This window comes from Corynebacterium lujinxingii, assembly GCF_014490555.1.
GTDB classification, from domain to species: Bacteria; Actinomycetota; Actinomycetes; order Mycobacteriales; family Mycobacteriaceae; genus Corynebacterium; species Corynebacterium lujinxingii.
On record NZ_CP061032.1, the window covers coordinates 953,678 to 977,760 of the forward strand.

Sequence of the window (24,083 nt, forward strand, 5' to 3'; positions counted from 1 at the left end):
GATGGTAGGAGTTGTTGCTATGACGCGCACAACGTTCATTCACACCTCCGACCTGCAGATCGGCATGACACGCAAGTTCTTGTCGCCCGAGGCGCAGGCGCGTTTCGACGACGCCCGGCTGCAAGCCGTAAAACGCCTCGGTGCGCTTGCTGACGAGCGCGGCGCCGAGTTCATCGTCGTGGCAGGCGACGTGTTCGAACACAACTCCCTCGAGCGCGAAACCCGCGGACGCGCACTCGAGGTGCTGCGCGCGCTGCCGGTTCCGGTGTATCTGCTGCCAGGCAACCACGACCCGCTGGTGGCGGACTCCATTTTCAATTCCACGGCGGACATCGCCGGGGTGACAGTGCTGGGTGATTCCCAGCCAGTTGTGGTCCGTGATGGTGTAGAGGTCGTCGGCGCACCGCTGCTGGCGAAACGCGCTTCCGAGGACCTGTGCGCCAAAGCAACCCGGGACCTAGAACCGACGGAGAACGTGCGCATCCTCGTCGGGCACGGGCAGACCGTGGGGTACGGCACGGAAGACACCGCCGCGTTGATCGACGTCGCCGGTTTGGACGATGCTATCTCCCGCGGGGTGATCGATTACGTCGCCCTTGGTGATACCCACTCCACCCAGTCGCTGTCGCCGTCCGGGCGCGTGTGGTTTTCTGGCTCGCCGGAGACCACCGACTACTTTGACCGCACCCCGGGAATCGCCGGCGGGGAGACGGACTCCGGCAACGCGCTCGTGGTCACGGTGCACAAGGACCGACTGAATTCGTCGGTCGAGGTGGACAAAGTACCCGTCGGTGCCTGGACGTTCGAGGCGATGTTCTGGGAGGTCGCGGACGCCGACGATGTCGACGCCGTGATCGAGGACCTCAAGGCGTATCCGGATAAAGACCGCACGGTGATCAAGTACGCCTTGTCCGGCACGCTTGGCCTGGAGGCGACACGCACCCTGCAGCGGGAACTGGACGACCTCGAGCCCGTCTTCGCCGCGCTGTACGAACGCGACCGGTTAATGAGTCTGCATCTCGAACCCGACGCCGAGGAACTGGAGAACCTGCCGCTTACCGGCTACGCCAAGGACGCCATGCGTGAGCTAGTGGACCAGGCGGGCACCGACACCACCGCGGGCGATGCCGTCAACCTGCTGTTCCGCCTGTCCAAGGAGGTCCACTAAGCATGCGCATCCACTCGCTGACCATTGACAATGTCCGCGCCATCGAGCACCTCGAGATGCGCGACCTGCCGGAGACCGGAGTGATCGTCGTCCACGGGCGCAACGAGGCCGGCAAATCCACCATCCTCGACGCGCTGGACGCCGTGCTCAACGAGCGCCACACCGGCGCCGGCAAGAAGGTCAAGGCACTCGCCCCGGCAGGGCGCGACGCATCCCCCGAAGTGGAACTTCACGCCACCGTGGGCGAGACCACCTTTACCATGCGCAAACGGTGGCTGAAAGGAAAGCGTGCAGAGTTGACCGTGCACGCCCCAGTGCGTGCGAACTACACCGGCCGCGAGGCGGACGACGAACTCATCCGCATCCTGGACGAGCACATGGACACCGCCCTCGCCCAAACGCTGTTTTTGCGTCAAGGCGAGTTGGATCCTGGGGTGGCCGCAGCCGGTATCCCGTCGATCTCTCGTGCCCTGGACGCCGAGGCGGGGGAGGGCGATACCGGCGAGGAGGATTCCGATCTCGCCCGCGCCATCGATGCGGAGTACGAGAAGTATTGGACTAACGCGACCCCGCCGAAGAAGAAGTCGACCTATGCCGCGCTGTTCACCGCCGTCGACGAGGCCCGCGAGGCAGCGGCGTCGCACGAAGCGGACGTTGCCCGCCTCGCCCAGTACGTCGACGAGGTGGAGCGACGCGAAGCCGAGATTGAGACCATCGGCCGCGAACTACCGGAGGCGGAGGAGGAACACCGGGACCGCGAGAAAACGTTCGCCGAAGCGAACCAGGTCCGCGAGAAGGCCGCGGCAGCCGCCGAGCGCCTCGCGCATGCGAAAGTGGCCCGCGAGCGAGCAGAGCAGGACCTGGCGGATCGCGCGGCGCTCACCAAACGCGTCGCGCACATCCGCGCGGAGGAACAACAGTTGCGCGAGCAGCTCGAACCGGCCCAGCAGGCGCGGGACGACGAACACGAGAAGATCGCGGGTCTGGTGTCTGTGGTGGACAAGTCGAAAGAGAGGCTCGCCGAGGCCCGGACCGCTGTTAAACAGGCCGAAGCCATCCGAGACCTCGCCCGTGCGAAGCGCCGTCTCACAACGATCGGCGAGCAGTTGGAGCGCATTCAAACGGCGGAGCAGAAATACAAAAAGTTGCTTGACAGCGCCCCCGAGCGCGACGTCACCGACACCCAGGTTCGCGTGCTGGAGCAGGCCGAAAGCGAACTGACCCTGCAGCGCCGTCTGCGTGACGCCGCTTCCGCAAAACTGGAGATCACCGCCGACGACGCAACCATCACCGTCGATGGTGACGAGGTCAGCGTCGACGGGACCGAAACCGTTGCCGTCCACGAGGGCAGTACTCTGAAACTCGGCGGCTTCGGCGTGGTGTTCCGCGCCGCGCAGGGCACCCAAGACCCCCAGCAAGCCGTGGAAAAGGCGCAGCAGGATGTTGCCGACGCGCTCGCCGCGACCGGGTGCGCCACCGTGGACGAGGCCCGCGCAGCACGCGACGTATCCAAGCAACACGCCGCGGAGCTCAAGGCTGCCCGCCAGCGTCTCGACGACACCCTTGCCGGCGCATCTGCCGACGAACTGCGTGCCGAGCGCACGAAACTTTCCGCACAGGTCGACGAGTCCACCGAGGTGCTTGCCTCTCTCGCGCCCGAGTTCAATCCGGAGGCGGATCTGGACGAGTCAGCCGCGGACGACGAGCTCAAAAAGGCGCAGAAGGCTCTGGGCGACGCCGAGCGCGACGTCGATGCCGCCGAAGCAGACCTGAAACCGTACGCGAATAAAACCGCGGCGCACGCGCTGACGGTGCTCGAAACCAAACTCGAGGCGAAAGAGGCCGAAGCCGCAGGTGCTGCCGCCGAACTGGACCGCGCCGAAGCGACCGCCGCGGCCGACACACTCGAGCACACCGCGTCACAAGCCCGCGACACCGAGCGCCAAGCAGCCGACGCCGCCGCCGAACTGGACGCTGCGCTTGCCCAGGCGGATCCGGACGTTGCCGCGTCACTGCTGGAAGGTGCCGCTACACGCCTGCAAAACCTGGAGAAGCGCAAGGTAGACGCCGAAAATCGAATCCGCGAACTTGCCGGGTACATCGATTTGGCGACCGGCGCCGCCGAGCGTGCCGACCGCGCCGCGGCGAAACTCGACGCAGCGGAGACAGAACTCACCCGCGCCACCCGCCGCGCCGAGGCCGCGCGCCTCCTGCGCGAGACGATGTTGCGCCACCGCGACGCCGCCCGTGCCCGCTACGCCGCCCCGTTCAATGCGGCAGTACGCGAGCGCGCCCGCGTGCTGTTCGGCCCGAGCGTCGATTTCAACTACGGCGACGACCTCACGATCACCGAGCGCACCGTCGACGGCGTGACAGTGCCCCTGAAAGAACTGTCAGGCGGCACGAAAGAGCAGCTCGCCATCCTTACCCGTTTCGCGATCGCGGACCTTGTGTCCGGCGACGGCGCGGGTTCGCCGGTCCCGGTCGTCGTCGACGATGCGCTCGGCGCGACCGACCCAGAGCGGCTTGCCCGCATGAACTCATTGTTTAGCCAGGTGGGCAAGCATTCGCAGGTGCTCGTCCTAACGTGTTTCCCGCAGCGCTTCGACCGTGTCGCGGCCGCAGAAACGTTGTCTATCGACGACCTAAAAACCACGTCCGACCGGCTCGGATAGTATGAGAGATTATGACTGCACAACCGCGATGGCTGAGTGACGACGAGCAGCACCTCTGGAGGACCATCCTCGAGGTGTTCCGAAACGTCACCACAACTATCGACGACCGCTTGCAGGACACCGCAGCGCTGTCCTCGCCCGACTTCTCGGTGCTGGTGGTGCTCTCGGAAGCCCACAACCGAACCTTGCGGCTTCGTGATCTGTGCGGCGAGTTGGGTTGGGACCGTTCCCGCACGTCGCACCAGGTGACGCGGATGGAAAAACGCGGGCTCGTCGCAAAGCAAGTCAGCCCAGGCGACGCCCGTGGCATCCTGGTCACAATCACCGACGACGGGCTGTCGCGACTCGCTGCTGCCGCGCCCGACCACGTGGAGACGGTGCGCCGCCTCATCTTCGACCACCTCACGGACGAGCGTACAGCCGCGCTGCAAGGCCTCCTCGACGACATCGCAGGCGCGACAGGCGACAAGACGCAGCCTTAACTGCCGAAGTCGAAGCGGTTTCCATTGCAGGATTCCGTGCAGGGGAGTTGGATGGGTGGCATGTCGAACATGTACACCCCGCAGAATTACAACAACTCCCCGAAGCGCCTCGAGCGCTCGATGAGCGATAAGTACATCGCCGGCGTGTGCGGTGGCATCGCCAGGTACTTCGGCGTGGATTCCACACTCATCCGCATCATTTTTATCGCGCTCGTGCTGGCAGGCGTGATGCCGGGCGTGCTTGCCTACATCATCGCCTGGGTAATTATGCCCGCCGAGTTCTAAATCTCGGCGGGCGCGTTGGCGTCTCGGACGGGTTTAGCCGAAGTGGCCCGGCTGGTTGACGGGGCCGAGATCGCCGGTGCGCAGGTAGTTGATCACCTGCTGGTCGACGGCCTTGTTGCCGCGGCCGACGTGGCCGTGTCCCGGCCCGTGGACGGTGACCAGGTGCGAGTTCATCGGCTTAGCAATGCCGAAGCGGCCTGAGTACATCGTCTGCGGGTCACGCGTGGCGTTGAACTGCAGCGGGCGGGTGGCCAACTTCGAGCCGTTGAGCGGCATCTTGCCGATGACCGGAGCTGCGCCGTTGCATGCCATACCGGAGCCGAAGATCTGTGCCGGGGCAGTGATGATCTCGCCGGTTTCCATTGCCCAAAGCGCGCTCGGAACTTGCAGGTAATCCGGTGCGGCGACGTTTTCGTTGCAAGTCTGCACCGCAAGCAGTTCGTTGCGGGCCTTGGCTTCTTCCTGCATAAACTTTTGTACCTGCGGAGACGGCTTCTCATAAGCATCAGGCAGCGTGCCGTTGGTCATCCGCGCCAGGGTATCCCACTGTGTCGGGTGCGTGATCGCGCCGCGGGTGGTCTGCAGCAGCGGCGACATGACCTGGTTCGCGCCCGGGTTAAGCATGCGGGAGACGATGCCCTCGCCCTCGGCGCGGGCCTTCCCGGTGGCGCTCATCGCGTCCGCACCCGCTTGGCCCGCGAATGCCAGCGCCGGGGGAAGATCGCCCACGCGCGCCGGCGGGGGAGTCACCGTCGGGTTCGTGCCTGCCTGCTTCGCCACCACGCTAGACCAGTACTGGTAAGCCTTCAGCGGGGTATTGCCCATCCGGTACTTCGCGTCGTTCGCCGCGACCCAGGCGAAGTACTCGTGCAGTGCGCGCTCGTAGCCGCCCTTTTGATCCGACATCAGCTTCGCCCACTGGTCGTTCGGGTTCATGGCGGAATCGAGCACGACCTTGTCGGTGCGCTTCGGGAACATCGACGCGTAGGCGGATCCCAGGTAGGTGCCGTAGGACAGGCCCATAATGGAAATCCGGTCGTAGCCGAGCGCCCAGCGCACCATGTCCCAGTCGCGGGCGTTGTTATAGGTGGTGATCGACTTGGAATACCCCGGGCGCGGGCGCTCGCAGAGATCGCGGGTGAGTGCGCCGCTGTTTGCGTAGGAATCGAACTGCAACTTGGCTATCTGCGCAGGGTCGTTGATATTGGGCTCCGCGCAGTTAAGCGGGGTGGAGCCGAGCAGGCCGCGCGGCTGGACAGCCACCAGGTCCCATTCGTTGCGGATTTCTTTCGGCCACTCGAAGCCGCCCTCCGTGCCGAAGTAGCTGTAGGCCTCGCCGCCGGGGCCGCCCGGGTTGCCGAACAGTGCGCCGCGTCGGGCACTGGGCACCTGCGCCGGGATCTTGATAAAGCCGAGGGATACCGAGCCCGCCTTCGGATCCTTGTAGTTCATCGGCACATTGATGCGGCCGCACTTCGCGCCGTTCGCGTCCACATAGAACGGGCACGCTTCCCAGGTGATGGCTGGGGACTTTGGCTGAGCAGACGCGGTCGGTGCGGTGGTCGGGGTGAGCGCGAGCGCGAGTGCACCCAACACAGCAGCACCCCGGTGGACGAGGCGCTTTGTGGTGGACTTCAACATAACGGGCTCCTTCATTTAGTTCGAAAAATACCTATAGACGAAATTACCCCAGCAGCTGAGAAGCTGCTGGGGCATTTTTGAACGCTTTCTTAGGCAGTGACTGCCTGGGAGGATCCGCCGAGCGGACGGATACGCTCGTTGATCTCGGTGATCGCACGGTCGCGGTCGCGCACCGCGACGATGCAGTCCTCGTCACCGTCGACGCAGATGCGGACGGTGTTGCCGCCAAGGGTGAAGGTGTCGGCGTCGTCGAAACGCATCGGCTTGCGGTTGTGCCAGGTGATCTTGGAGTAGTTGTGGAACTTTGGGCGCTTGCCCTCCTCGACAGACTTGATCTGGGAGTAGGGGATCGTACGCGTGCGGCGACCGAGGGTTGCGGTCAAGGAGTCGTCGTCAAGCGCAAGATCAATGCGACGAGACAGCAGCCACACGGCCCAGCCGAAGAACAGGGCGATCAGGGCGTAGGACAGGATGCTCAGTTCCGCCTCGACGGCAAAGTACGTGGCGACGAGCGCGATAACGGTGACCAGGACAGCAGGCCACACTGCGGGGGTCTGGGAGTACTGCGTGCTTGTCATACGTATGATCATATGCAATGGAGGGGCCAACCGCATAAAAATCGGAAGGAAATGTGGGCTAAATCGCCTGTTTATTCCGTCTTCTGCCCCCGATGCTACCCCAGCAGGTAATCTTCGTGGCCGTTTTGGAGTTTCGTGTTACTGAGCGCGTCTAATGAGCGCGTATGCTCCGGCGGTCGCCGCCACCGTGGCCACTAACGAGATCGCAAGATCGCTTGACGACGACACCGCCAAGTCCACCCCGTCCACACCGAATGCGTCCGGCGCGTAGGCGAACGTGTTGCCGACGGCGTGCACCGCAGCCGCCGCTTCAATCCCGCCGGTTGTGTGAGTGAGGAAGATGGCGCACAGCGCGAACACGGTGACGCTGACCATGCCTTGCCATCCGTAGTGGTGGCCTGACAGGAAAAACAGCAGCGGCAGCAGATACGCAATCACGGCGGGGGAGAACCACTGGCCGGTGATCTGCACGAGCGAGCCGCGGAAGAAGAGTTCTTCGGACAGCGATTGGAGCGGCGTCATCGCGACGATGACGGCCAGTGCCGCGAGATTCATCGGAGTGAAAGTCGCCTGGGACCGGTCCGAGATAACGACTGCGTAGATCCCTTCGGCGCCAAGGAACAGCAGGGCAGGGAAGAGAGCGAGCCCGAAGTTGCGCCACCTAAAGCGCAGTTCCGTGGACCACAGCGCCCGCGGGTCGCGGCCTGTCACTCGGGCAGCGATGAATCCAGCGGGGATCGCCGCCACCCACCCAATGAATGTGGCGGCTGCGAGGTACGGATGCTCCAAAAACGAGTATTCCTCGAATGCACTGATCGTAGGATGGGCGATCTTCTCGTACAGGTAGTACAAGCCGATCGCCGCGCTCGTCAGCGTGACCAGAAGCACCAGAGCGATGATGAGTTCTATCAGCGGGCGCCACCACGCCGGGCGGGGCGGAGTGGGTTTGCCATTGTTGGGCGGTGCGGTGGGTCGTCGATACGCGCGGCCAAGGAGGTGGTAGGCGGGGGATGTAGAGACGTTCAAGATGTCACCTTCCTCGCTACTCGCCGTGTTTCTTATCCCAGCGATACCTGCGGAAGTCAAAGATTGGCAAAATGGCGATGTAGTAGACCCCCAGTGTCCACGCGGCCGGTTTGAGTAAGTTGCTTAGGTTGAAATTGTCCCTGTCAACAGGAAACACGATATACATGGCCAGGACGGCCAAGGGGACGACTATGAATCTCTGCCACCATGGCGGAACCCATGGCGCTCCATTCTCTTCTCTTGTGGCAAGTGCCCCGCCAAACCCCATTTCGAACCGAGAGCCCATTCCAAAGCCTCCTTACTACAAAAAGTTTAATACCGCCCGCGTGACAACGGGTGCGACAAAGAGAGGGCTGTGAATTGCACTCCCGGAACGACCCCGAAAACAAAAATCTCGAGACACCGTAGGAACGATGTCGCGAAACAACGGAGCTTTCAGTAAACCCCCGACCAGTTGTAGCGGGTTCGTGGCTACACCCCGGTTACACCGGGTTCCGACTCCGGTTACACGACAGAAGTCAATTATATGACGTGAGCAGGAGCGCTTTTTAGAACGGGAAGTCAGGAAATTCCGCTTCCGCCTCTTCCTGCCTCTCGGCAAGCTCCACGCTCCACCGTGAACGCTCGACAAGCTCGTCAAAGGTGAGCACCTCCGGTGACTTGCGGTTCGAGCGGAAACTTTCAAAGCTACGGAACTTCGAGCCAATTCGGTTGCCTTGGGCGCGGCACAAATCGCACATGGGCCGATCATCAGAAACGAGCGTGGTTCAACCAAGTATGCACCGTCGCCAGTGTTGTCTCCCTCGTTGTCCCTCTCGGCAATTCATCCGGCAAGGCTCTCCTTGGCGGCGCGAACCGTCGTCGAACCCCGAGGTGCCCCGCTGTAAACGGGAATCGAGTCGAGGCTGCGGATGAGGTAGATAAGTTTGTTCGAGCCTTCGCGGTTCAAGATGATGAGGCCATCGAGTTTTGTCCCGTTCGGATCATTGCTTGGGGCCTGAAAACCGATCTCCCGAACTACGCCAGGCTCGTGCGCAACTTGAATCTCGAGCTGGCGACGCTGTTTTCGCAACTTTGCCGGAATCTCTGCCATCTCTGCTCCTTCCACTGTCTCTTGAGCAGCACACACAGCTGCACCGCTACCCGGAACTTGACTAGTTCAGTGCTCGCTGTATAGTTCAGCGCATGCTTACTATTGCTTCACGTCTCGACGTGATGAACCGCCTGGGTCGTGCACTGGCCGACCCCACTCGATCGCGGATCATCTTGACCCTGCTCGACCATCCCGCTTACCCGGCGGAACTGGCTCGAGCTTTGGACCTGACACGCCCGAACGTGTCCAACCACCTGGCATGCTTGCGCGATTGTGGGATCGTCGTCTCCGAGCCCGAGGGGCGTCGGACACGATACGAGATCGCCGATCCGCACCTGGCACAGGCACTGGCGGCACTGGTCGATGCCACCCTGGCAGTAGACGAAGACGCCCCGTGCATGGATCCCGCCTGCACGCTTCCCGGGTGCTACGCAGCTGGGGAGGGTGCGTAATGCTCACCACGGTCTTGCAGGCGATAGGCCTGTTCGCAGCTACCAACATCGACGACATCATCGTGCTCGCCCTCTTCTTCGCGCGAGGGGCAGGCCAGAGCGGCACCACCGCCCGTATTCTGGCCGGCCAGTACCTCGGATTTGCCGGCATCCTCGTCGCCGCGATCCTTGTGACCGTCGGCGCCGGAGCATTTCTGCCCCCGGCAGCTATTCCATACTTTGGTCTCATCCCTCTGGGTATCGGCCTCTGGGCCGCATGGGAGGCCTGGCGCGGAGACGATGACGACGATGACGAGGCCAAGGTTGCCGGCAAGAAAGTCGGCGTGGGGACAGTCGCAGGCGTCACCTTTGCCAACGGTGGCGACAATATCGGCGTCTACACCCCTGTATTCCTCAGCGTGGAACCTCTCACAGTAGTCGCCTACTGCGTTATCTTCCTCGTGCTCGTTGCGGTCCTGGTGGCCCTGGCAAAGTTCGTCGCAACCCGCCCCCCGATCGCGGAAGTGCTCGAACGCTTTGAGGACATCCTCTTTCCCATCGTTCTCATCGGCCTCGGCATCGTGATCCTCGTCAGCGGCGGAGCCTTCGGGCTCTGACGTAGCGGCAGCGTTCCAAACGGCCCCGACCGGGCGCACCCCTCTCGGTTCAGACCCCAACAACTACCCGCAGCCAGTCCTGCGTGATCACAGCAACAAGACCGCTATGAAGCGCTGCAAAAACCGCGCCACCAGATGAGTACGGAAACTCTTCCGTGGCTCGGTCCGCGCTCATAAACAATCCGCGCTATAACCCGAGCAGGAACGGCGTTCAGACAAAGAAAAATGACCCCTCCGAACGAACGGAGCGGGTCATTTATGTGTTCGCGGCCGTTTTCCTTCGGCCGGCAGGAGGTTTCGTGAAAAGATTGGATTAGTTTCGTGAAACCCCCAAAACAAAGCGTGTCCCCGACAGGATTCGAACCTGCGACCTTTGGTACCGGAAACCAATGCTCTAATCCACTGAGCTACGGAGACAATGCTAATCAGACTAGCACCCACGACGCGGTGCGATGAAATTGCATGGTGGTTATGTGCCGGTAGCGAATCGGCACGCAACGCTAGGGGATCTCTCAGCTTCACGCCATGGTTTTTCAACAGCTGCGCCCCATAATGATTTGTGCGCGCCGCGGGAACGGCGTGACACGGGAAACAATGACAGCGAAACGGCCGGCCCCGAAAGGGACCGGCCGTTTCGTTATGCCGTTACCGGCGCTGGGCAGCACCAGCGGGGGCGGGCTACTTCACGACCATGACGATGAGGTCACGTGGGCCGTGCACGCCCTCGACGCGCACGAGCTCGATGTCGGAGGTAGCGGACGGGCCAGAAATCATCGTGGCCGGGCGCTCCGGGTCGATGCGGGCGATCATCTCCGGCACGCCGTAGACGACGGTGTCGGCACGCACGATGCAGATGTGGCGGTCCGGAACCAGCGACAGGGCGCGGCGGCCGCACACGTCGCCGGACTCCAAGACGATGGAGCCGGTCTGCGCGGAGGTGACGTGGGAATCGGTCACCACGGCGTCGACGTCGCTGAGCTCGCGCGGATCGGTCGCGTTGTCGTCCGGGCGTGCGGTGCCGGAGAAGCCGTCGAAGAGCTTCGCGTCCAGGCCCGGTGCGTAGACGACGTCGTTGCACTTGCGGTCGGCCAGGACCTTCAGCAGATCGTCGTGAAGAGTCTGCTCGGTCGTCTCGACGACGTCAGCCTTGTAGTCCACGAGGCGGTCGATGAGGATCTCGCGCAGCTCGTCGCCCTTGATGTCGGAAGTGGTGCGGTACTCGCGGACCACCTCGACGTGCTCGGGAACGTCCGAGAGCTTGTGGGCATCGCGGATGCGCTTGAGAATCTCGCGCTTCGCGTCCTCGTTGCGTGCGTCGCGGGCGGGGGAGCCGGCAGCGTTACCAATGCGGGTAGTCATTTACTTCTCCTCCTCGAAACGCTCGCCGGTGACGTTCTGGCCCTCCGGAACACCTTGCTTGCGTGCGTCGGCAAGCAGGTTCTTCGCCTCGTCGGTCTCCCACCACTCGCGGAAGGTCTTCTTCGGCGGGACCGCGACATCGCGGAACTCCGTCCAACCGGAAATTGGCGGCGGCATGGTCTCGATCGTGCCGTTAAAGCCGCCGAGAATGCGGCCCAGCGTCGCCAGGCGGACGACGCGGTTCCACGCTCCACTGTTGCCCCAAACCTTGGACAGGGCACCGAATGAGGCGCGCTCGATGTAGCTCGGCTCATTCTTCGCCTTCTGGTAGCGCAGCTCCAGCAAGATGTCGGTGATCGGGATCTTCACCGGGCAGACCTCGTTGCAACGACCGCACAGGGAAGACGCGAACGGCAGGGAGCCGTTCGGGTCATCGCTGGAGTCGATGCCGGTGAGCTGCGGCGACAGGATGGCACCGATCGGGCCCGGGTAGGTCGAACCGTAGGAGTGACCACCGGCACGCTCGTAGACCGGGCACACGTTCAGGCAGGCGGAGCAGCGGATGCACTTGAGCGCCTCGCGGCCGATCTCGTTGGACATTGCCGCGGTACGGCCGTTGTCCAGAAGAACAATGTGGAAGTTCTGCGGGCCGTCGCCCTCGGTCACACCGGACCACAGGGACGTGTACGGGTTCATGCGCTCACCGGTGGAGGAGCGCGGCAGCAGCTGCAGGAAGACACCGAGGTCCTCGAAGTTCGGCAGCAGCTTCTCAATGCCCATCACGGTGATGAGCGTCTCCGGCAGGGTCAGGCACATACGGCCGTTGCCCTCGGACTCGACGATGGAGACGGTGCCGGTGTCGGCGCAACCGAAGTTGGCGCCGGAGATAGCGACCTTGGCTTCCATGAACTGCTGGCGCAGGTACTGGCGCGCGGCCTCGGCAAGCTCTGCAGGCTCCTGCGTCAGTGTCTCGTCGGTGTTCGGCATCTTCGCGGTGAAGATATCGCGGATCTCCGCGCGGTTGCGGTGGATCGCCGGGACGAGAATGTGGGAGGGGAAGTCCTCGCCGAGCTGCACGATGAGCTCAGCTAAGTCAGTCTCCTGCGCGAAGACGCCGGCCTTTTCCAGCTCCTCGTTCAGCGCGATCTCTTGGGTGGCCATGGACTTGATCTTGACGACCTTGTCCTCGCCAGTTGCCTTCACCAGATCCTGGATGATCTCGTTGGCTTCCTTGGAGTCGCGTGCCCAGTGGACGTGGCCGCCGCGCTTGGTCACGTTCTCCTCGAACTGCTCGAGCAGCTCCGGCATACGTGCCGCAACGTCGCGCTTGATCGTGGAGCCCGCTTCGCGCAGCTGCTGCCAGTCGTCCAGCTCGTCGACGACTGCCTGACGCTTCACACGAATGGTCGTGGTTGCGTACTGGTAGTTGCGGCGCTTGGTGACGTCGTTTAGCTCGTGGTGCGCAGCCTTCTGGAACTTCTCTTTGCCGCGCAGGTGGGACGGGCCGTTGGCAAACGGCGGCATCGTGGGTTGACCGAGTGCAACCTTCACAGCATCTTCTCCTTCGTGTACGCAGCGGACGTCGGAGTCAGCGGGTTCTCCTTGGTGGAGGCAAGGATCTCAGCCATGTGCACGGCACGGATGCCCTGGCGCTGGCGGGAGAGCGCACCGCCGATGTTCATCAGGCAGGAGGAGTCACCGGCGGTGACGTACTCGGCCTGGGTCTCCTTGATGTGGCGAACCTTGTCGGAAACCATGGCGGAGGAGACCTCCGGCATCTTCACGGAGAACGTGCCGCCGAAGCCACAGCACTCCTCGGAGTTCGGCAGATCCACCAGTTCCAGGCCCTCGACGTGGCGCAGCAGCTCGGTCGGACGGTCGCCGACCTTGAGGAAGCGCAGCGAGTGGCAGGAGGAGTGGTAGGTCACGCGGTGCGGGAAGAACGCACCGACGTCGTAGGTGCCTGCGACATCGACAATGAACTCGGAGAGGTCGTAGGTCTTCTTGGACGCGATCTTTGCGCCGTCGACAAGAGCCTTGGAGCCGAAACGCTCCGCCAGCTCGACGTGCTGCTCGCGCACGGCACCTGCGCAGGAGCCGGAGGGAGCCACGACGTAGTCGATCGACGGATCAGCGAATGCGTCGACGTAGGTCTCAATGATGGGAACGGCCTGCTCCTTGTAGCCAGTGTTGACGTGCATCTGGCCGCAGCAGGTCTGCTGTTCGGGGAAGACAACCTCGTAGCCCAGGCGGGAAAGCACAATGGCCGAAGCCTTGTGTGCGTCGGGGAAGAGGGCGTCACCGATACAAGTAGAGAACAGAGCTACTCGCATTTATCGGGGCTCCTATCGTGGAAAATCTCTGGAAAAATGACGAAACTCCCGAGCCCGCCTGGGCTTCGGGAGCTCCGTAAAAAAACAGTGCAGTTACGGAACCACCGGAGCCAAAGCGCTCAAGACGTTCGACTGCAAGAAGACTATCACGCACACGGCGAGGAGGAAGCCGAAGGACCAGCCCACAACCTTCTTGAAGAGTTCGGACTCCTTGCCCTCCATATTGACCGCGGTTGCGGCGATGGCGAGCGACTGTGGCGAGATCATCTTGCCGACGACACCACCAGTGGTGTTCGCCGCGAGCATGAGATCCGGGTTGAGGCCCAGGTTGTGCGCGGCGGTGACCTGAAGATTGGCGAACAGCGCGTTAGCGGACGTGTCGGATCCGGTGACTGCTACACCGACCCAGCCGAGCATCGGCGCGAAGAATGCGAACGCCGGGCCGAGGTTGGCGAAGAACTCGCCGATGGTCACGGTCTGGCCGGAGTAGTTCATCACGTAGGCCAGTGCGAGCACGAGCACGATGGTCAGGGCGGACCAACGCATCTTCCACACGGTGTCGGTGAACTCCTTGCCCACCTGGCCCCAGGTGAGGCTGTAGCGGCCGTTCTCGTTGAACACCATGTACGCGATGGAGACGATGAGCGCGGAGATGACCAGCAGGGTGCCTGGGTTGTTGATCCAGGCGAAGGTGTAGTCGCTGTTGACTGCCTCGCCGGCGGCGTCGTAAAGCTTGCCGTCCAGACCCGGCCACGGGAAAGTCAGCTTGAAGGACTTGAGCCACTCCGGAATCGTGGTGCCCAGGTTTGCGATACCAAAGACAAGGACAACGACTGCGTAGGGCATCAGCGCCATCCAGATGCGGCTTCCGGTAAGCCGGCCCGATTCCGCATCGGCGGCTTCGCCCGCGTACGGCTCGAGGCCCAGGCGCTCACGCATCTCGTGGACGCCACGCGGCTGCCAGAAGTGCAGGAGGACGAACGCGGCGCCGAGCGCGACGATGCAGGCAATGACGTCGGTGAGCTGATATGCGAAGTGGTTGGAGGTCCACCATTGCGCTATAGCGAAGGACAGGCCGATGACGCCGGCGGCGGGTGCTGTTTCGCGAACGCCGCGCCAGCCGTCGATAAGCAAGGCGATGATGAACGGCACGAAGAATGCCAGCAACGGGGTCTGGTGGCCCACAATCGCAGCGATGTTCTCGGTCTGCTCCAAGGTTCGGCCGCCCACGTCGCCGGCAGTGGTAATCGGAATGGCTACAGCACCGAACGCCACTGGGGCGGTGTTCGCGATAAGGACAACTGTCGCGGCCTTCAACGGCGGAATACCCAGGGCGAGGATCATCGTCGCGGTAATTGCAACCGGTGCACCGAAGCCGGCGAGGGCCTCAAGGAGGCCGCCGAAGCAGAACGCGATGAGCATCGCCTGGATGCGCACGTCGCCGTTGCCCATTTTGTCGAAGACCAGGCGCAGGTCCTCGAAGCGACCGGAGGCGACCGTGATCTGGTAGAACCAGATCGCTGTCAGGATGACGAAGACAATGGGGAACAGGCCGAACAGGCCGCCGCGGAATGCCGAAGAAATCGCCATTGCGGTTGGCATGTTGAAGCCGAGGATCGCGATCAAAATTGCCACAACCAACGCAACTGCGCCGGAAGTGTGGGCGCGGGCCTTGAAGCCCAGCAGCATGATGAAGAAGGTTAACAGCGGCAGTGTTGAAACCAGCGCCGACAGCCCCGTGCTGCCACCGACAGCGTCGGTGACGACTTGGAATTGGTCCATAGGAGTGCTCTTTCGAGTCAGGGAGGGACAATGACTGGACTAAATATGCCATCTACACCCTGAAAGTGACGAATGGAGGGGGAGCAGTTTGGTGTGACCTAATCCACTTATAGTGGTAGCAGCGGTATACCGGAAGATTGGGACGAGCTGCTTGCCGTGTCGGCGGGTGATTTAGACTTGTGCCCCATGACGCCAGCTGAACTCGCAACCACCGTGAAAGAAGCCGCATCGCGCGTGCTCGCAGCCCATGATCTCGATGCCTCCGTCGTGCCCGACACCGTGACTGTGGAACGGCCGCGCAACCCGGAGCACGGCGACTACGCCACAAACATCGCCCTGCAAGTGGCGAAGAAAGCCGGCACCAATCCGCGCGATCTTGCAGGCTGGCTTGCCGACGACCTCTCGTCCGACCCCGCCATCGATGCAGCCGAGGTCGCAGGCCCCGGCTTTATCAATCTGCGCCTGGCTGCCGGTGCGCAGGGCCAGCTGGTTGCGAAGGTACTAAGTGAAGCTGAGGCTTTCGGTCACTCCGAGCTCTACAAGGGAGAAAAGGTCAACCTCGAGTTCGTCTCAGCCAACCCAACCGGCCCGATCCACTTGGGCGGCACCCGGTGGGCCGCGGTGGGCGACTCGCTCGGCCGCGTACTTGAAGCCGCTGGCGCCGAGGTGACCCGCGAGTACTACTTTAACGACCACGGCGGGCAGATCGACCGCTTCTCCCGTTCCCTGGTGGCTGCGGCCAAGGGCGACCCGACACCCGAGGACGGCTACGGAGGCGACTACATCCGCGAGATCGCGCAGGCGGTCGTCGATAAGCACCCGAATGCTCTCGAGGGTTCGGACGCCGAGGTGCAGGAGACCTTCCGCGCGGCGGGGGTGGAGATGATGTTCGAGCAGATTAAGGCGTCGCTGCACGAATTCGGCGTGGATTTCGACGTGTACTTCCACGAGAATTCGCTGTTTGAATCGGGCGCGGTGGACAAGGCGATTGCCACGCTGAAGGACAACGGCAACCTGTACGAGGCGGATAACGCCTGGTGGCTGCGCTCGTCGGACTTCGGCGACGACAAGGACCGCGTAGTGATCAAGTCGGACGGTGACGCCGCCTACATCGCCGGCGATATCGCGTACGTGGCCGACAAGTTCGACCGCGGCCACACGCTGGCGATCTACATGCTCGGCGCCGACCACCACGGCTACATTGCACGCTTGAAGGCTGCTGCGCAGGCGCTGGGCTACAACGGCGACGCAGTCGAGGTGCTCATCGGCCAAATGGTCAACCTGGTGCGCGACGGCAAGGCCGTAAAGATGTCCAAGCGCGCCGGCACCGTGATCACGCTGGAAGACCTTGTCGACGCGATTGGTGTCGACGGCGCCCGCTACTCGCTCGTACGCTCCTCGGTGGACTCCTCGCTGGATATCGACCTGGACCTGTGGACGAAGCAGTCCTCCGACAACCCCGTCTACTACGTGCAGTACGGCCATGCCCGCCTGTGCTCGATCGAGCGCAAGGCAAACGAGGCCGGGGTCTCCTACGAGGACCCGGATCTGTCGCTGCTGTCCCACGACAAAGAAGGCGATTTGATCCGCACCATCGGCGAATTCCCGGCTGTGGTGCGCGCCGCCGCGGAGCTGCGCGAGCCGCACCGCATTGCCCGCTATACCGAGGAGCTGGCCTCCGCCTTCCACAAGTTCTACGACTCGTGCCAGATCCTGCCGAAGGCCGGCGACGAGGCTGAGCCAGTGCACACTGCGCGTCTCGCGCTGGCCATGGCGACGCGCCAGGTCATCGCCAACGCCCTGCACCTGATCGGCGTGAGCGCACCGGAGCGGATGTAAATGACCGTTTTCATCTCCACCCCGTACAGCACCGACGAAGGCGACTTCAACGACCTACCTGCGCACGTCTGGCCGCGCAACGCCAAGCGTGAAGAAGATGGCGTGGTCACGATTGCAGGTGTGCCGCTGCCGGAGATCGTTGCAGAGTACGGCACCCCGGTGGTTGTGGTCGACGAGGACGATTTCCGCTCCCGCTGCCGCGACATGGCCAAAGCCTTCGGCGCGCCGGCGAACGTGCACTACGCGTCCAAGGCGTTTTTGACCCGCCACATCGCGCGCTGGGTCGACGAAGAAGGACTCGCGCTCGACGTGGCCAGCGAAAACGAGCTGCGCATCGCCCTGGCCGCGAACTTCCCGCCGGAGCGCATCACCGTCCACGGCAACAACAAGTCCGACGCGTTTTTGCGCCTGTGCGTCGACTCGAAGGTCGGCCACGTTGTCATCGACTCGCACCAGGAACTTGCGCAACTCGAGACCGTCGCGCACGAGGCGGGCGTGAAGCAGGACGTGTTCATCCGCGTCAAGCCCGGCGTGGACGCGCACACGCACGAATTTATCGCTACCAGCCACGAAGACCAGAAGTTCGGCATTTCGCTGGCCACCGGCGATGCGCTGACAGCTGCCGTCGCGGCGATCGACTCGCCGTCGCTCGAACTGACCGGCCTGCACTGCCACGTCGGTTCCCAGGTATTCGATGCGGAAGGCTTCAAACTCGCCGCGGAGCGCGTGCTCGGCTTGTACGCCGAGGTCTGGAAGACCTGCGGTGTGGCGCTCGGCTATTTGGATCTCGGCGGCGGCTACGGCATCGCCTACATGCCGGGGGAGGAGCCTCTCGACGTCGCCGCCGTCGCGCGCGACCTGTTGGCCGCCGTGCAGGATGTCGCCGACGAGCTCGGTATCGCTGCGCCGACCGTCGTCGTGGAGCCGGGCCGCGCCATCGCCGGCCCGTCCGCGGTGACGGTCTACACCGCCGGTGTGATCAAGGAGGTCGACACCTCGTACACCACCTCGCGCCGCTACATCGCGGTCGACGGCGGCATGAGCGACAACATCCGCCCGTCGCTGTACGGCGCGCTTTACGACGCCCGCGTGGTCAACCGATTCGTCGACGGCGAGACCACCGACACCCGGTTGGTCGGCTCGCACTGCGAATCCGGTGACATCCTCGTCGAAGACGCCAAGTGGCCGGAGGACGTCTCACCGGGCGATTTGATCGCGCTCGCGGCGACGGGAGCGTATTGCTACTCCATGGCGTCGAACTACAACGCGTTCGGCCGCCCCGCGGTGGTCTCAGTGCGCGGTGGACACATCACGCCGATGGTGCGGCGCGAGACAGTGGAAGATCTGCTCGCCCGCGAATATTAATTGACCCCGTCTTCCCGCTTCGGCGATAGTAGACCAAGCGGTTCATACGACCATCTCGACAAACGTAGAAGGAGCACTAGGACCATGACTGTCGCCAGTGCAGAGGGCATCAACGGAAATTACCCCGGTAAGGGCATCGGCACGCCGGTCGGCATTGCGGTGCTGGGCAAGGGCACCGTGGGCACGGAAGTGCTGCGTTTGCTCAGCGAGTTCTCCTCCAACCTCGAGCACCGCATCGGCGGGCCTGTCGAGGTCCGTGGCGTGGCGGTGTCAGACCTGGCCAAGCACAAGGATGCGCCCGAGATCCAGGGCCTGTACCTGACCGACGATGCCAGTGAACTGGTCACCCGCGACGACGTGGACATCGTCGTCGAGCTCATCGGCGGCATCGACTACCCGCGCAAGTTGGTCCTCGAGGCGCTCAGCGCGGGCAAGTCGGTGGTCACCGCCAACAAAGCGCTCGTTGCCGCGCACGGCTCGGAACTCGCCGACGCCGCCAACGCCGCCGGCGTCGACCTCTACTACGAGGCCGCCGTGGCAGCCGCGATCCCGGTCGTCGGCATGCTGCGTCGCTCGCTCGCAGGCGACCAGGTACAGCGCATCTCCGGCATTGTCAACGGCACCACGAACTTCATCCTGGACGCGATGGCCGCCACCGGCGCGAGCTACGAGGAGGCGCTCGCCGAGGCGACGCGCCTGGGCTACGCCGAGGCTGACCCGACCGCCGACGTCGAAGGCCACGACGCCGCGTCCAAGGCCGCCATCTTGGCGTCGATGGGCTTCCACACCCGCGTGACCTTCGACGACGTGTACTGCGAGGGCATCACCAAGGTCACCGCCGACGACATCGAGGCGGCGAAGAAGTCCAACCAGACCATCAAGCTGCTGGCTATCTGCGAGCGGCTTGTCGACGATGCCGGTAACACCACCGGCATCAACGCCCGCGTCCACCCGACCCTGGTGCCCAACGAGCACCCGCTGGCGAGCGTGGACAAGAGCTACAACGCAATTTTCGTCGAGGCAGAAGCAGCAGGTCGACTCATGTTTTACGGCAACGGCGCCGGCGGCGCCCCCACAGCATCCGCAGTGCTCGGCGACCTGGTCGGCGCCGCACGCAACAAGGTCCACGGCGGCCGCGCCCCGGCGGAGAACCCGTACGCGGACTACCCGGTGGTCCCGTTTGCGGAGGTGACCTCCCGCTACCACATCAACATGACGGTCAACGACCGCGTCGGTGTGCTCGCCGACCTCACCGCGCGCTTTGCCAAGGCAGGAATCTCCCTGTCGGCCGTGCGTCAGGAGGAGTCCGGCGATGAGGCGCACCTGATCGTGGTCACGCACGGTGCCCGCGAGGAGGACCTGGACAACATTGTCACGCAGCTCTCCGGCCACGACGACGTTCTCGCCGTCAACTCCGTAATCCGCCTCGACGCGTAAAGGAGCGCTTGACATGGCAACCGATCTACAGGCAGGCCTGAAGGCGCGCGTGACTGTGCCGGGCTCCTCGGCGAACTTGGGCCCCGGATTCGACACCCTCGGCATCGCGCTGAGTATCTACGACACCGTCGAGGTGGAAGTCACCGTATCCGGCCTCGAGGTGGAGATCTTCGGCGAGGGTGCCGACGATCTGCCGCGCGATTCCTCCAACCTGGTGGTCAAGGCGATCCAGTCGGGTTTGACCGCGGCTGATGTGTCCGCGCCAGGATTGCGCGTGGTGTGCCACAACCAGATCCCGCAGTCGCGCGGGCTGGGGTCCTCCGCGTCCGCCGCCGTGGCCGGAGTCGTCGCCGCGAATACGCTCGCCGGCTCGCCGCTCGACGAGGACACCATCGTGCAGCTGTCCTCCGAGTTCGAAGGCCACCCGGACAACGCCGGCGCCTCCGCACTCGGCGGCGCAGTGGTGTCCTGGACCGACATCCCCGTCGACGGCCGCTCCAAGCCGTCGTACCGCGCCGTGCGGATTCCTGTCGACGAAACCATCAAGGCCGTCGCGCTCGTGCCGGACTTCCACGCGTCCACCAACGCGGTGCGCAAAGTGCTGCCGAGCCACGTCACCCACACCGACGCGCGTTTCAACGTGTCGCGCACGGCCGTGATGACCGCCGCGCTGCAGCACCACCCGGACCTGCTGTTCGAAGGCACCCGCGACCGCCTGCACCAGCCGTACCGCGCCGATGTGCTGCCGGTGACCGCGGAGTGGGTCAACCGTCTGCGCAACCGCGGCCACGCCGCATACCTCTCCGGCGCCGGCCCGACCGCGCTCGTGCTCACCACCTCCGACGTTGACGCATCGCTTCTCGACGAAGCCCGTGAGGCCGGCCTCCGCGTCATCGAACTCGACGTGGCAGGGCCTGCGACCGCAGAGCTGGTGCGCGACTAATACTCCGTCACACACAAAAGGCCGCGCGGGATACCCCAGCGCGGCCTTCCGGCACTTCAGTGTCTTAGTGCTTGTTCACGTACTTCTTCGGCTCCGGCAGTCCGCGCTCTTCGCGGACGCGGCGGCCAGTGTTCTCGAGCACGATCAGCGCCTCGACGACCTGTTCCGGCTCGACCGGGAACGGCATGTTGTGGATCGTCTCATCCTCGGCGGTGGCCGCCTTGGCTACAGCCTCGAGCGTCTCGCGGTCCTCCGGGTCGATGCCGACCTCGGTCAGGGTGGTGGGCAGGCCGACCTTGGTGGAGAACTCGATGAAGTCCTCGAGCTCCTCAGTGTCGGCGCCCTCCATGATCAGCTGCGCGATGGTGCCGATGTTAACCTTCTCGCCGTGCGATAGGCCGTGGGTCTGCTCGGCTGCGGACAGGCCGTCGTGGATGGCGTGCGCTGCCGCCAGGCCGCCGGACTCGAAGCCCAGGCCGGACAGCAGTGTGTTGGCCTCCACAACAGCGTCGAGGGCGGGGGTGACAATGCCGGCGCGCACCGCGTCGAGAGCGGCGAAGGCATCCTTGCGCAGGATGTTCGCGCACAGTTCCGCAAGGGCTGCGCCCGCGCGGGTCGGCTTGCCGCCGTTCATGGTGGTGCCGTTGCCCTTGGCGGTGGCGCGCGCCTCGACCCAGGTGGCCAGGGCATCGCCGATGCCGGCGACGAGGAACTTCTCCGGTGCGCCGGCGACAAGCTGGGTGTCAATGAGCACCAGGTCCGGGTTGCGCGGGAAGAAGCGATACTCGTCGAAGGCGCCGTCCTCGGTGTAGATCACCGACAGGGTGGAGGTCGGGGCGTCGGAGGATGCGGCGGTGGGCACCGATGCCCAGTTGATACCGGCTTGGAAACCGGCGGCCTTCGCGGAGTCAATTGCGGAGCCGCCACCGATGCCGACCACGACGTCGTAGTTGTTGTCCTTGATGAGCTGCATGGTGTCGTCGACACGCTTTGCGGTGGCAAAGCCCTCGAACTGCACACGGTTAACGGGCAGGTCCTCCTGCTTGAAGCCGTCGGTCAACTGATCTTCGATGAGGCCCCACACGGTGTCGTCGGCAAGCAGTAGCGGGTTGGTGCCGAGCTGCTTGAGGTAGGTGCCGAGCTCGTGGATGGCGTTTTTGCCCTGAACGTAACGGGATGGGCTAGAGAAAATGCGTGGCTTGGTCGTCATGCCTCCCAAGCGTACCGCGCTTAGCGTTTTGTCGAGCCGGAATTCTGGCGGCTGCCGGGTCCCGGCAGGGCGATGATGTTAAATTCGTTGCGCTCCAAGTGTTTACGCAGGTCTTTCTTATCGAATTTCCCGACAGACGTCTTGTCGATGGTGTCCACAAACGTCCAATATTCCGGTGCCATCCACTTCGGCAAATTCTCCGCCAGCGACGCGCGAAGCCGGGCCGCGGTCTCCTTGGACGGCTCGATGCCGGCGAGCAATTTCGTCACAGCGAGCGGGCGCTCGCCCCACTTCTGGTCGGGGATGCCGATCACGGCGCACTCGATGACGTCCTCGGACTCCATGATCAAATTTTCCACCTGGGCGGAGTAGATCCACTCGCCGCCGGAGCGGATGACGTCGCGGGCGCGATCGTACAGAGTCATGAACCCGGCGTTGGTCACGGTGCCCACGTCGCCTGTGCGAAGCCAGCCGTCGGCGGTGAAGTGCTTGCGAACGTCGTCTACATCCTCGCCGCGGAACGTGGCCGCGATTTCGCCCGGTTCCTGGGTGGGCGAGTGGTAGTAGCCAGCGGCGACCATGTTGCCGCGCACCTGGATCTCGCCCTGGGTGCGGTCGTTGGAGGCCATGACTTGGCCGTCGTTGACTACGCGGTACTCCAGTGCCGGGGTGAAGCGGCCCTGTGAGATGCGGTACGCCCAACGCGCCTCGCCGGACACACCCGAGGGCGGGCGGGCAACGGTGCCCACCGTGGAGGTTTCCGTCATGCCCCAGCAGTGCACAATGTCAACGCCGTAGCGCTCCTCCCACACCTTGATCAACGCCGGCGGGGCAGGGGAGCCGCCGACAAAAATCTCCTGCAGGCTCATGCGCTCCGGGGCGTTGTGCAGGTAGTGCACCATCAGCTGGATCCACAGGGTGGGCACGCCGTGGGCGACGCGCGGGTGGGTGCCCGCGATGAGTTTTGCGAGTGTGGGCGCGGAAACGTCCGAATCCGGCAGTACGAGTGGGGTGCCGGCGAGGAAAGCGGCGAAGGGCACGCCCCAACTCAGCACGTGGTAGATCGGGATGCAGCACAAAAACGTCTCGCCGTGGGTAACAGCCAGCGAGTCGGTGGCGCGCAAACCCGTCGCCTCCAACCACAGCGAGCGGTGGGAGTAGGCCACGCCCTTCGGGGCGCCGGTGGTGGCGGTGGAGTACACCAGCGCGGCCGCCGTGTTTTCGGGCAGTTCGGGCCAGTCGTAGACGGTGGAGCGGCCGTCGAGAAGCGTCTCGTAGCTGTACACCTCGATGTGGTCGGGCAACAGCGCGGCGGCGTCGTCGAACGGTTCGGCGCCCGTAAACGCCACGGCGCGCACCTTCGGCGTCTGTTCCACGACCTTGGCCAGCTTCTCGGCGAGGCGGGGATCGGCCACAACCAGCTCTGTTTCGGAGTGGTTGGCCACGTACGCGATCTGGTCAATCATGAGCTGGATGTTCAACGGGTTGAACACCGCGCCCTTGGCGGCCACCGCGAACATCACCTCGAGGTGCTCGGCGCAGTTGTACAGCATGGTGGACACGCGCTGGTCGCCGTCGATGCCGAGGTCGTCGTGAAGCGCATGCGCAAACGCGGCGGCGCGCGCGCCGATTTCGGCGAAGGTGGTCTCCTCCGCGCCGTCGGTGCGCCACGTGGTGCACTTCATTGCGCCGTGGACTGTCCTCCCATACTCGAGGATGCGGGCGACGGAAAACGGCACTTCCTGCATCGTTGAAAGCATGCTGGCAATGTTAGCGAAGCCAGCCGACACGCCCTGGATTAATACATGCGCTCAGATGC

At 63.9% G+C, this 24,083-nt stretch carries 21 protein-coding genes and 1 tRNA gene; 10 read left to right on the forward strand and 12 right to left on the reverse strand.

Going from position 1 to position 24,083, the window contains the following annotated elements:
* Positions 1-19: 19 nt before the first annotated feature.
* From IAU68_RS04770 to IAU68_RS04785, 4 genes are read left to right on the forward strand one after another with little or no spacing between them, the layout of a single operon-like run.
* Positions 20-1,168: a metallophosphoesterase family protein gene (locus IAU68_RS04770; protein ID WP_171193487.1), complete on the forward strand. Its 1,149-nt coding sequence runs from the start codon at positions 20-22 to the stop codon at positions 1,166-1,168.
* A 2-nt stretch (positions 1,169-1,170) separates the two neighbouring features.
* Positions 1,171-3,843: an AAA family ATPase gene (locus tag IAU68_RS04775; protein ID WP_171193486.1), complete on the forward strand. Its 2,673-nt coding sequence runs from the start codon at positions 1,171-1,173 to the stop codon at positions 3,841-3,843.
* An 11-nt stretch (positions 3,844-3,854) separates the two neighbouring features.
* Positions 3,855-4,325 carry a MarR family winged helix-turn-helix transcriptional regulator gene (locus tag IAU68_RS04780; RefSeq protein ID WP_171193485.1) on the forward strand — a complete coding sequence of 157 codons (471 nt, stop codon included), beginning with the start codon at positions 3,855-3,857 and terminating at the stop codon, positions 4,323-4,325.
* Positions 4,326-4,385: 60 nt separating this feature from the next.
* The gene (locus tag IAU68_RS04785; RefSeq protein WP_171193484.1) at positions 4,386-4,610 is read left to right on the forward strand and encodes a PspC domain-containing protein; all 225 of its coding nucleotides are present in this window, start codon (positions 4,386-4,388) and stop codon (positions 4,608-4,610) included.
* 33 nt (positions 4,611-4,643) lie between these two features.
* Here IAU68_RS04785 and IAU68_RS04790 read toward each other — a convergent pair whose 3' ends face one another.
* From IAU68_RS04790 to IAU68_RS04810, 5 genes are all read right to left on the reverse strand, one after another.
* A complete protein-coding gene (locus tag IAU68_RS04790; RefSeq protein ID WP_171193483.1) occupies positions 4,644-6,251 on the reverse strand; it encodes an alpha/beta fold hydrolase in 1,608 nt (535 codons plus the stop codon).
* Positions 6,252-6,340: 89 nt separating this feature from the next.
* On the reverse strand, positions 6,341-6,829 hold the full coding sequence (locus tag IAU68_RS04795; protein ID WP_171193482.1) for a hypothetical protein: 489 nt from the start codon (positions 6,827-6,829) through the stop codon (positions 6,341-6,343).
* 138 nt (positions 6,830-6,967) lie between these two features.
* Positions 6,968-7,855: a CPBP family intramembrane glutamic endopeptidase gene (locus tag IAU68_RS04800; RefSeq protein WP_171193481.1), complete on the reverse strand. Its 888-nt coding sequence runs from the start codon at positions 7,853-7,855 to the stop codon at positions 6,968-6,970.
* A 548-nt stretch (positions 7,856-8,403) separates the two neighbouring features.
* Positions 8,404-8,595 carry a hypothetical protein gene (locus IAU68_RS04805; RefSeq protein WP_016664492.1) on the reverse strand — a complete coding sequence of 64 codons (192 nt, stop codon included), beginning with the start codon at positions 8,593-8,595 and terminating at the stop codon, positions 8,404-8,406.
* 83 nt (positions 8,596-8,678) lie between these two features.
* Positions 8,679-8,948, reverse strand: a complete 270-nt coding sequence (locus IAU68_RS04810) for a hypothetical protein (protein WP_171193480.1) — start codon at positions 8,946-8,948, stop codon at positions 8,679-8,681.
* 92 nt (positions 8,949-9,040) lie between these two features.
* On the opposite strand from IAU68_RS04810, the gene cmtR reads away from it, so the two are divergent.
* Both cmtR and IAU68_RS04820 read left to right on the forward strand, forming a co-directional pair.
* On the forward strand, positions 9,041-9,400 hold the full coding sequence (gene cmtR / locus IAU68_RS04815) for a Cd(II)/Pb(II)-sensing metalloregulatory transcriptional regulator CmtR (protein ID WP_171193479.1): 360 nt from the start codon (positions 9,041-9,043) through the stop codon (positions 9,398-9,400).
* Complete coding sequence (locus IAU68_RS04820) at positions 9,400-9,996, forward strand: cadmium resistance transporter (protein WP_171193478.1); 597 nt, start codon at positions 9,400-9,402, stop codon at positions 9,994-9,996. Before cmtR ends, IAU68_RS04820 begins: the two co-directional genes overlap by 1 nt.
* Positions 9,997-10,339: 343 nt before the next feature.
* Here the strand turns inward: IAU68_RS04820 and IAU68_RS04825 are convergent.
* The 5 genes from IAU68_RS04825 to IAU68_RS04845 form a co-directional block, all read right to left on the reverse strand.
* Positions 10,340-10,413: transfer RNA gene (locus IAU68_RS04825), tRNA-Arg, on the reverse strand.
* Positions 10,414-10,674: 261 nt separating this feature from the next.
* The gene (locus IAU68_RS04830) at positions 10,675-11,355 is read right to left on the reverse strand and encodes a LutC/YkgG family protein (protein WP_171193477.1); all 681 of its coding nucleotides are present in this window, start codon (positions 11,353-11,355) and stop codon (positions 10,675-10,677) included.
* On the reverse strand, positions 11,356-12,906 hold the full coding sequence (locus IAU68_RS04835; protein ID WP_171193476.1) for a LutB/LldF family L-lactate oxidation iron-sulfur protein: 1,551 nt from the start codon (positions 12,904-12,906) through the stop codon (positions 11,356-11,358). It lies immediately after the preceding gene.
* The gene (locus IAU68_RS04840; RefSeq protein ID WP_171193475.1) at positions 12,903-13,688 is read right to left on the reverse strand and encodes a (Fe-S)-binding protein; all 786 of its coding nucleotides are present in this window, start codon (positions 13,686-13,688) and stop codon (positions 12,903-12,905) included. Before IAU68_RS04840 ends, IAU68_RS04835 begins: the two co-directional genes overlap by 4 nt.
* A gap of 93 nt (positions 13,689-13,781) precedes the next feature.
* Entirely contained in the window at positions 13,782-15,470 is a 1,689-nt protein-coding gene (locus IAU68_RS04845; RefSeq protein ID WP_171193474.1) for an L-lactate permease, read from the reverse strand.
* A gap of 186 nt (positions 15,471-15,656) precedes the next feature.
* On the opposite strand from IAU68_RS04845, the gene argS reads away from it, so the two are divergent.
* The 4 genes from argS to thrB all read left to right on the forward strand — a co-directional run bounded on the left by argS (position 15,657) and on the right by thrB (position 21,054).
* Entirely contained in the window at positions 15,657-17,309 is a 1,653-nt protein-coding gene (gene argS, locus IAU68_RS04850; RefSeq protein ID WP_171193473.1) for an arginine--tRNA ligase, read from the forward strand.
* Positions 17,310-18,674, forward strand: coding sequence for a diaminopimelate decarboxylase (lysA, locus tag IAU68_RS04855; RefSeq protein ID WP_171193472.1), 1,365 nt, complete (start codon positions 17,310-17,312; stop codon positions 18,672-18,674). It abuts the gene before it with no gap.
* An 84-nt stretch (positions 18,675-18,758) separates the two neighbouring features.
* Positions 18,759-20,111, forward strand: coding sequence for a homoserine dehydrogenase (locus IAU68_RS04860; RefSeq protein ID WP_171193471.1), 1,353 nt, complete (start codon positions 18,759-18,761; stop codon positions 20,109-20,111).
* Between the two features lie 13 nt (positions 20,112-20,124).
* Positions 20,125-21,054 (forward strand): homoserine kinase, encoded by a 930-nt coding sequence (gene thrB / locus IAU68_RS04865; RefSeq protein WP_171193470.1) that lies wholly within the window; start codon positions 20,125-20,127, stop codon positions 21,052-21,054.
* Positions 21,055-21,118: 64 nt separating this feature from the next.
* Here the strand turns inward: thrB and IAU68_RS04870 are convergent, their stop codons facing one another.
* Together IAU68_RS04870 and IAU68_RS04875 are read right to left on the reverse strand one after the other, a co-directional pair.
* Positions 21,119-22,264, reverse strand: a complete 1,146-nt coding sequence (locus IAU68_RS04870; RefSeq protein WP_171193469.1) for a glycerol dehydrogenase — start codon at positions 22,262-22,264, stop codon at positions 21,119-21,121.
* Positions 22,265-22,284: 20 nt separating this feature from the next.
* Complete coding sequence (locus IAU68_RS04875) at positions 22,285-24,024, reverse strand: long-chain fatty-acid--CoA ligase (protein WP_171193468.1); 1,740 nt, start codon at positions 24,022-24,024, stop codon at positions 22,285-22,287.
* Positions 24,025-24,083: the final 59 nt, after the last annotated feature.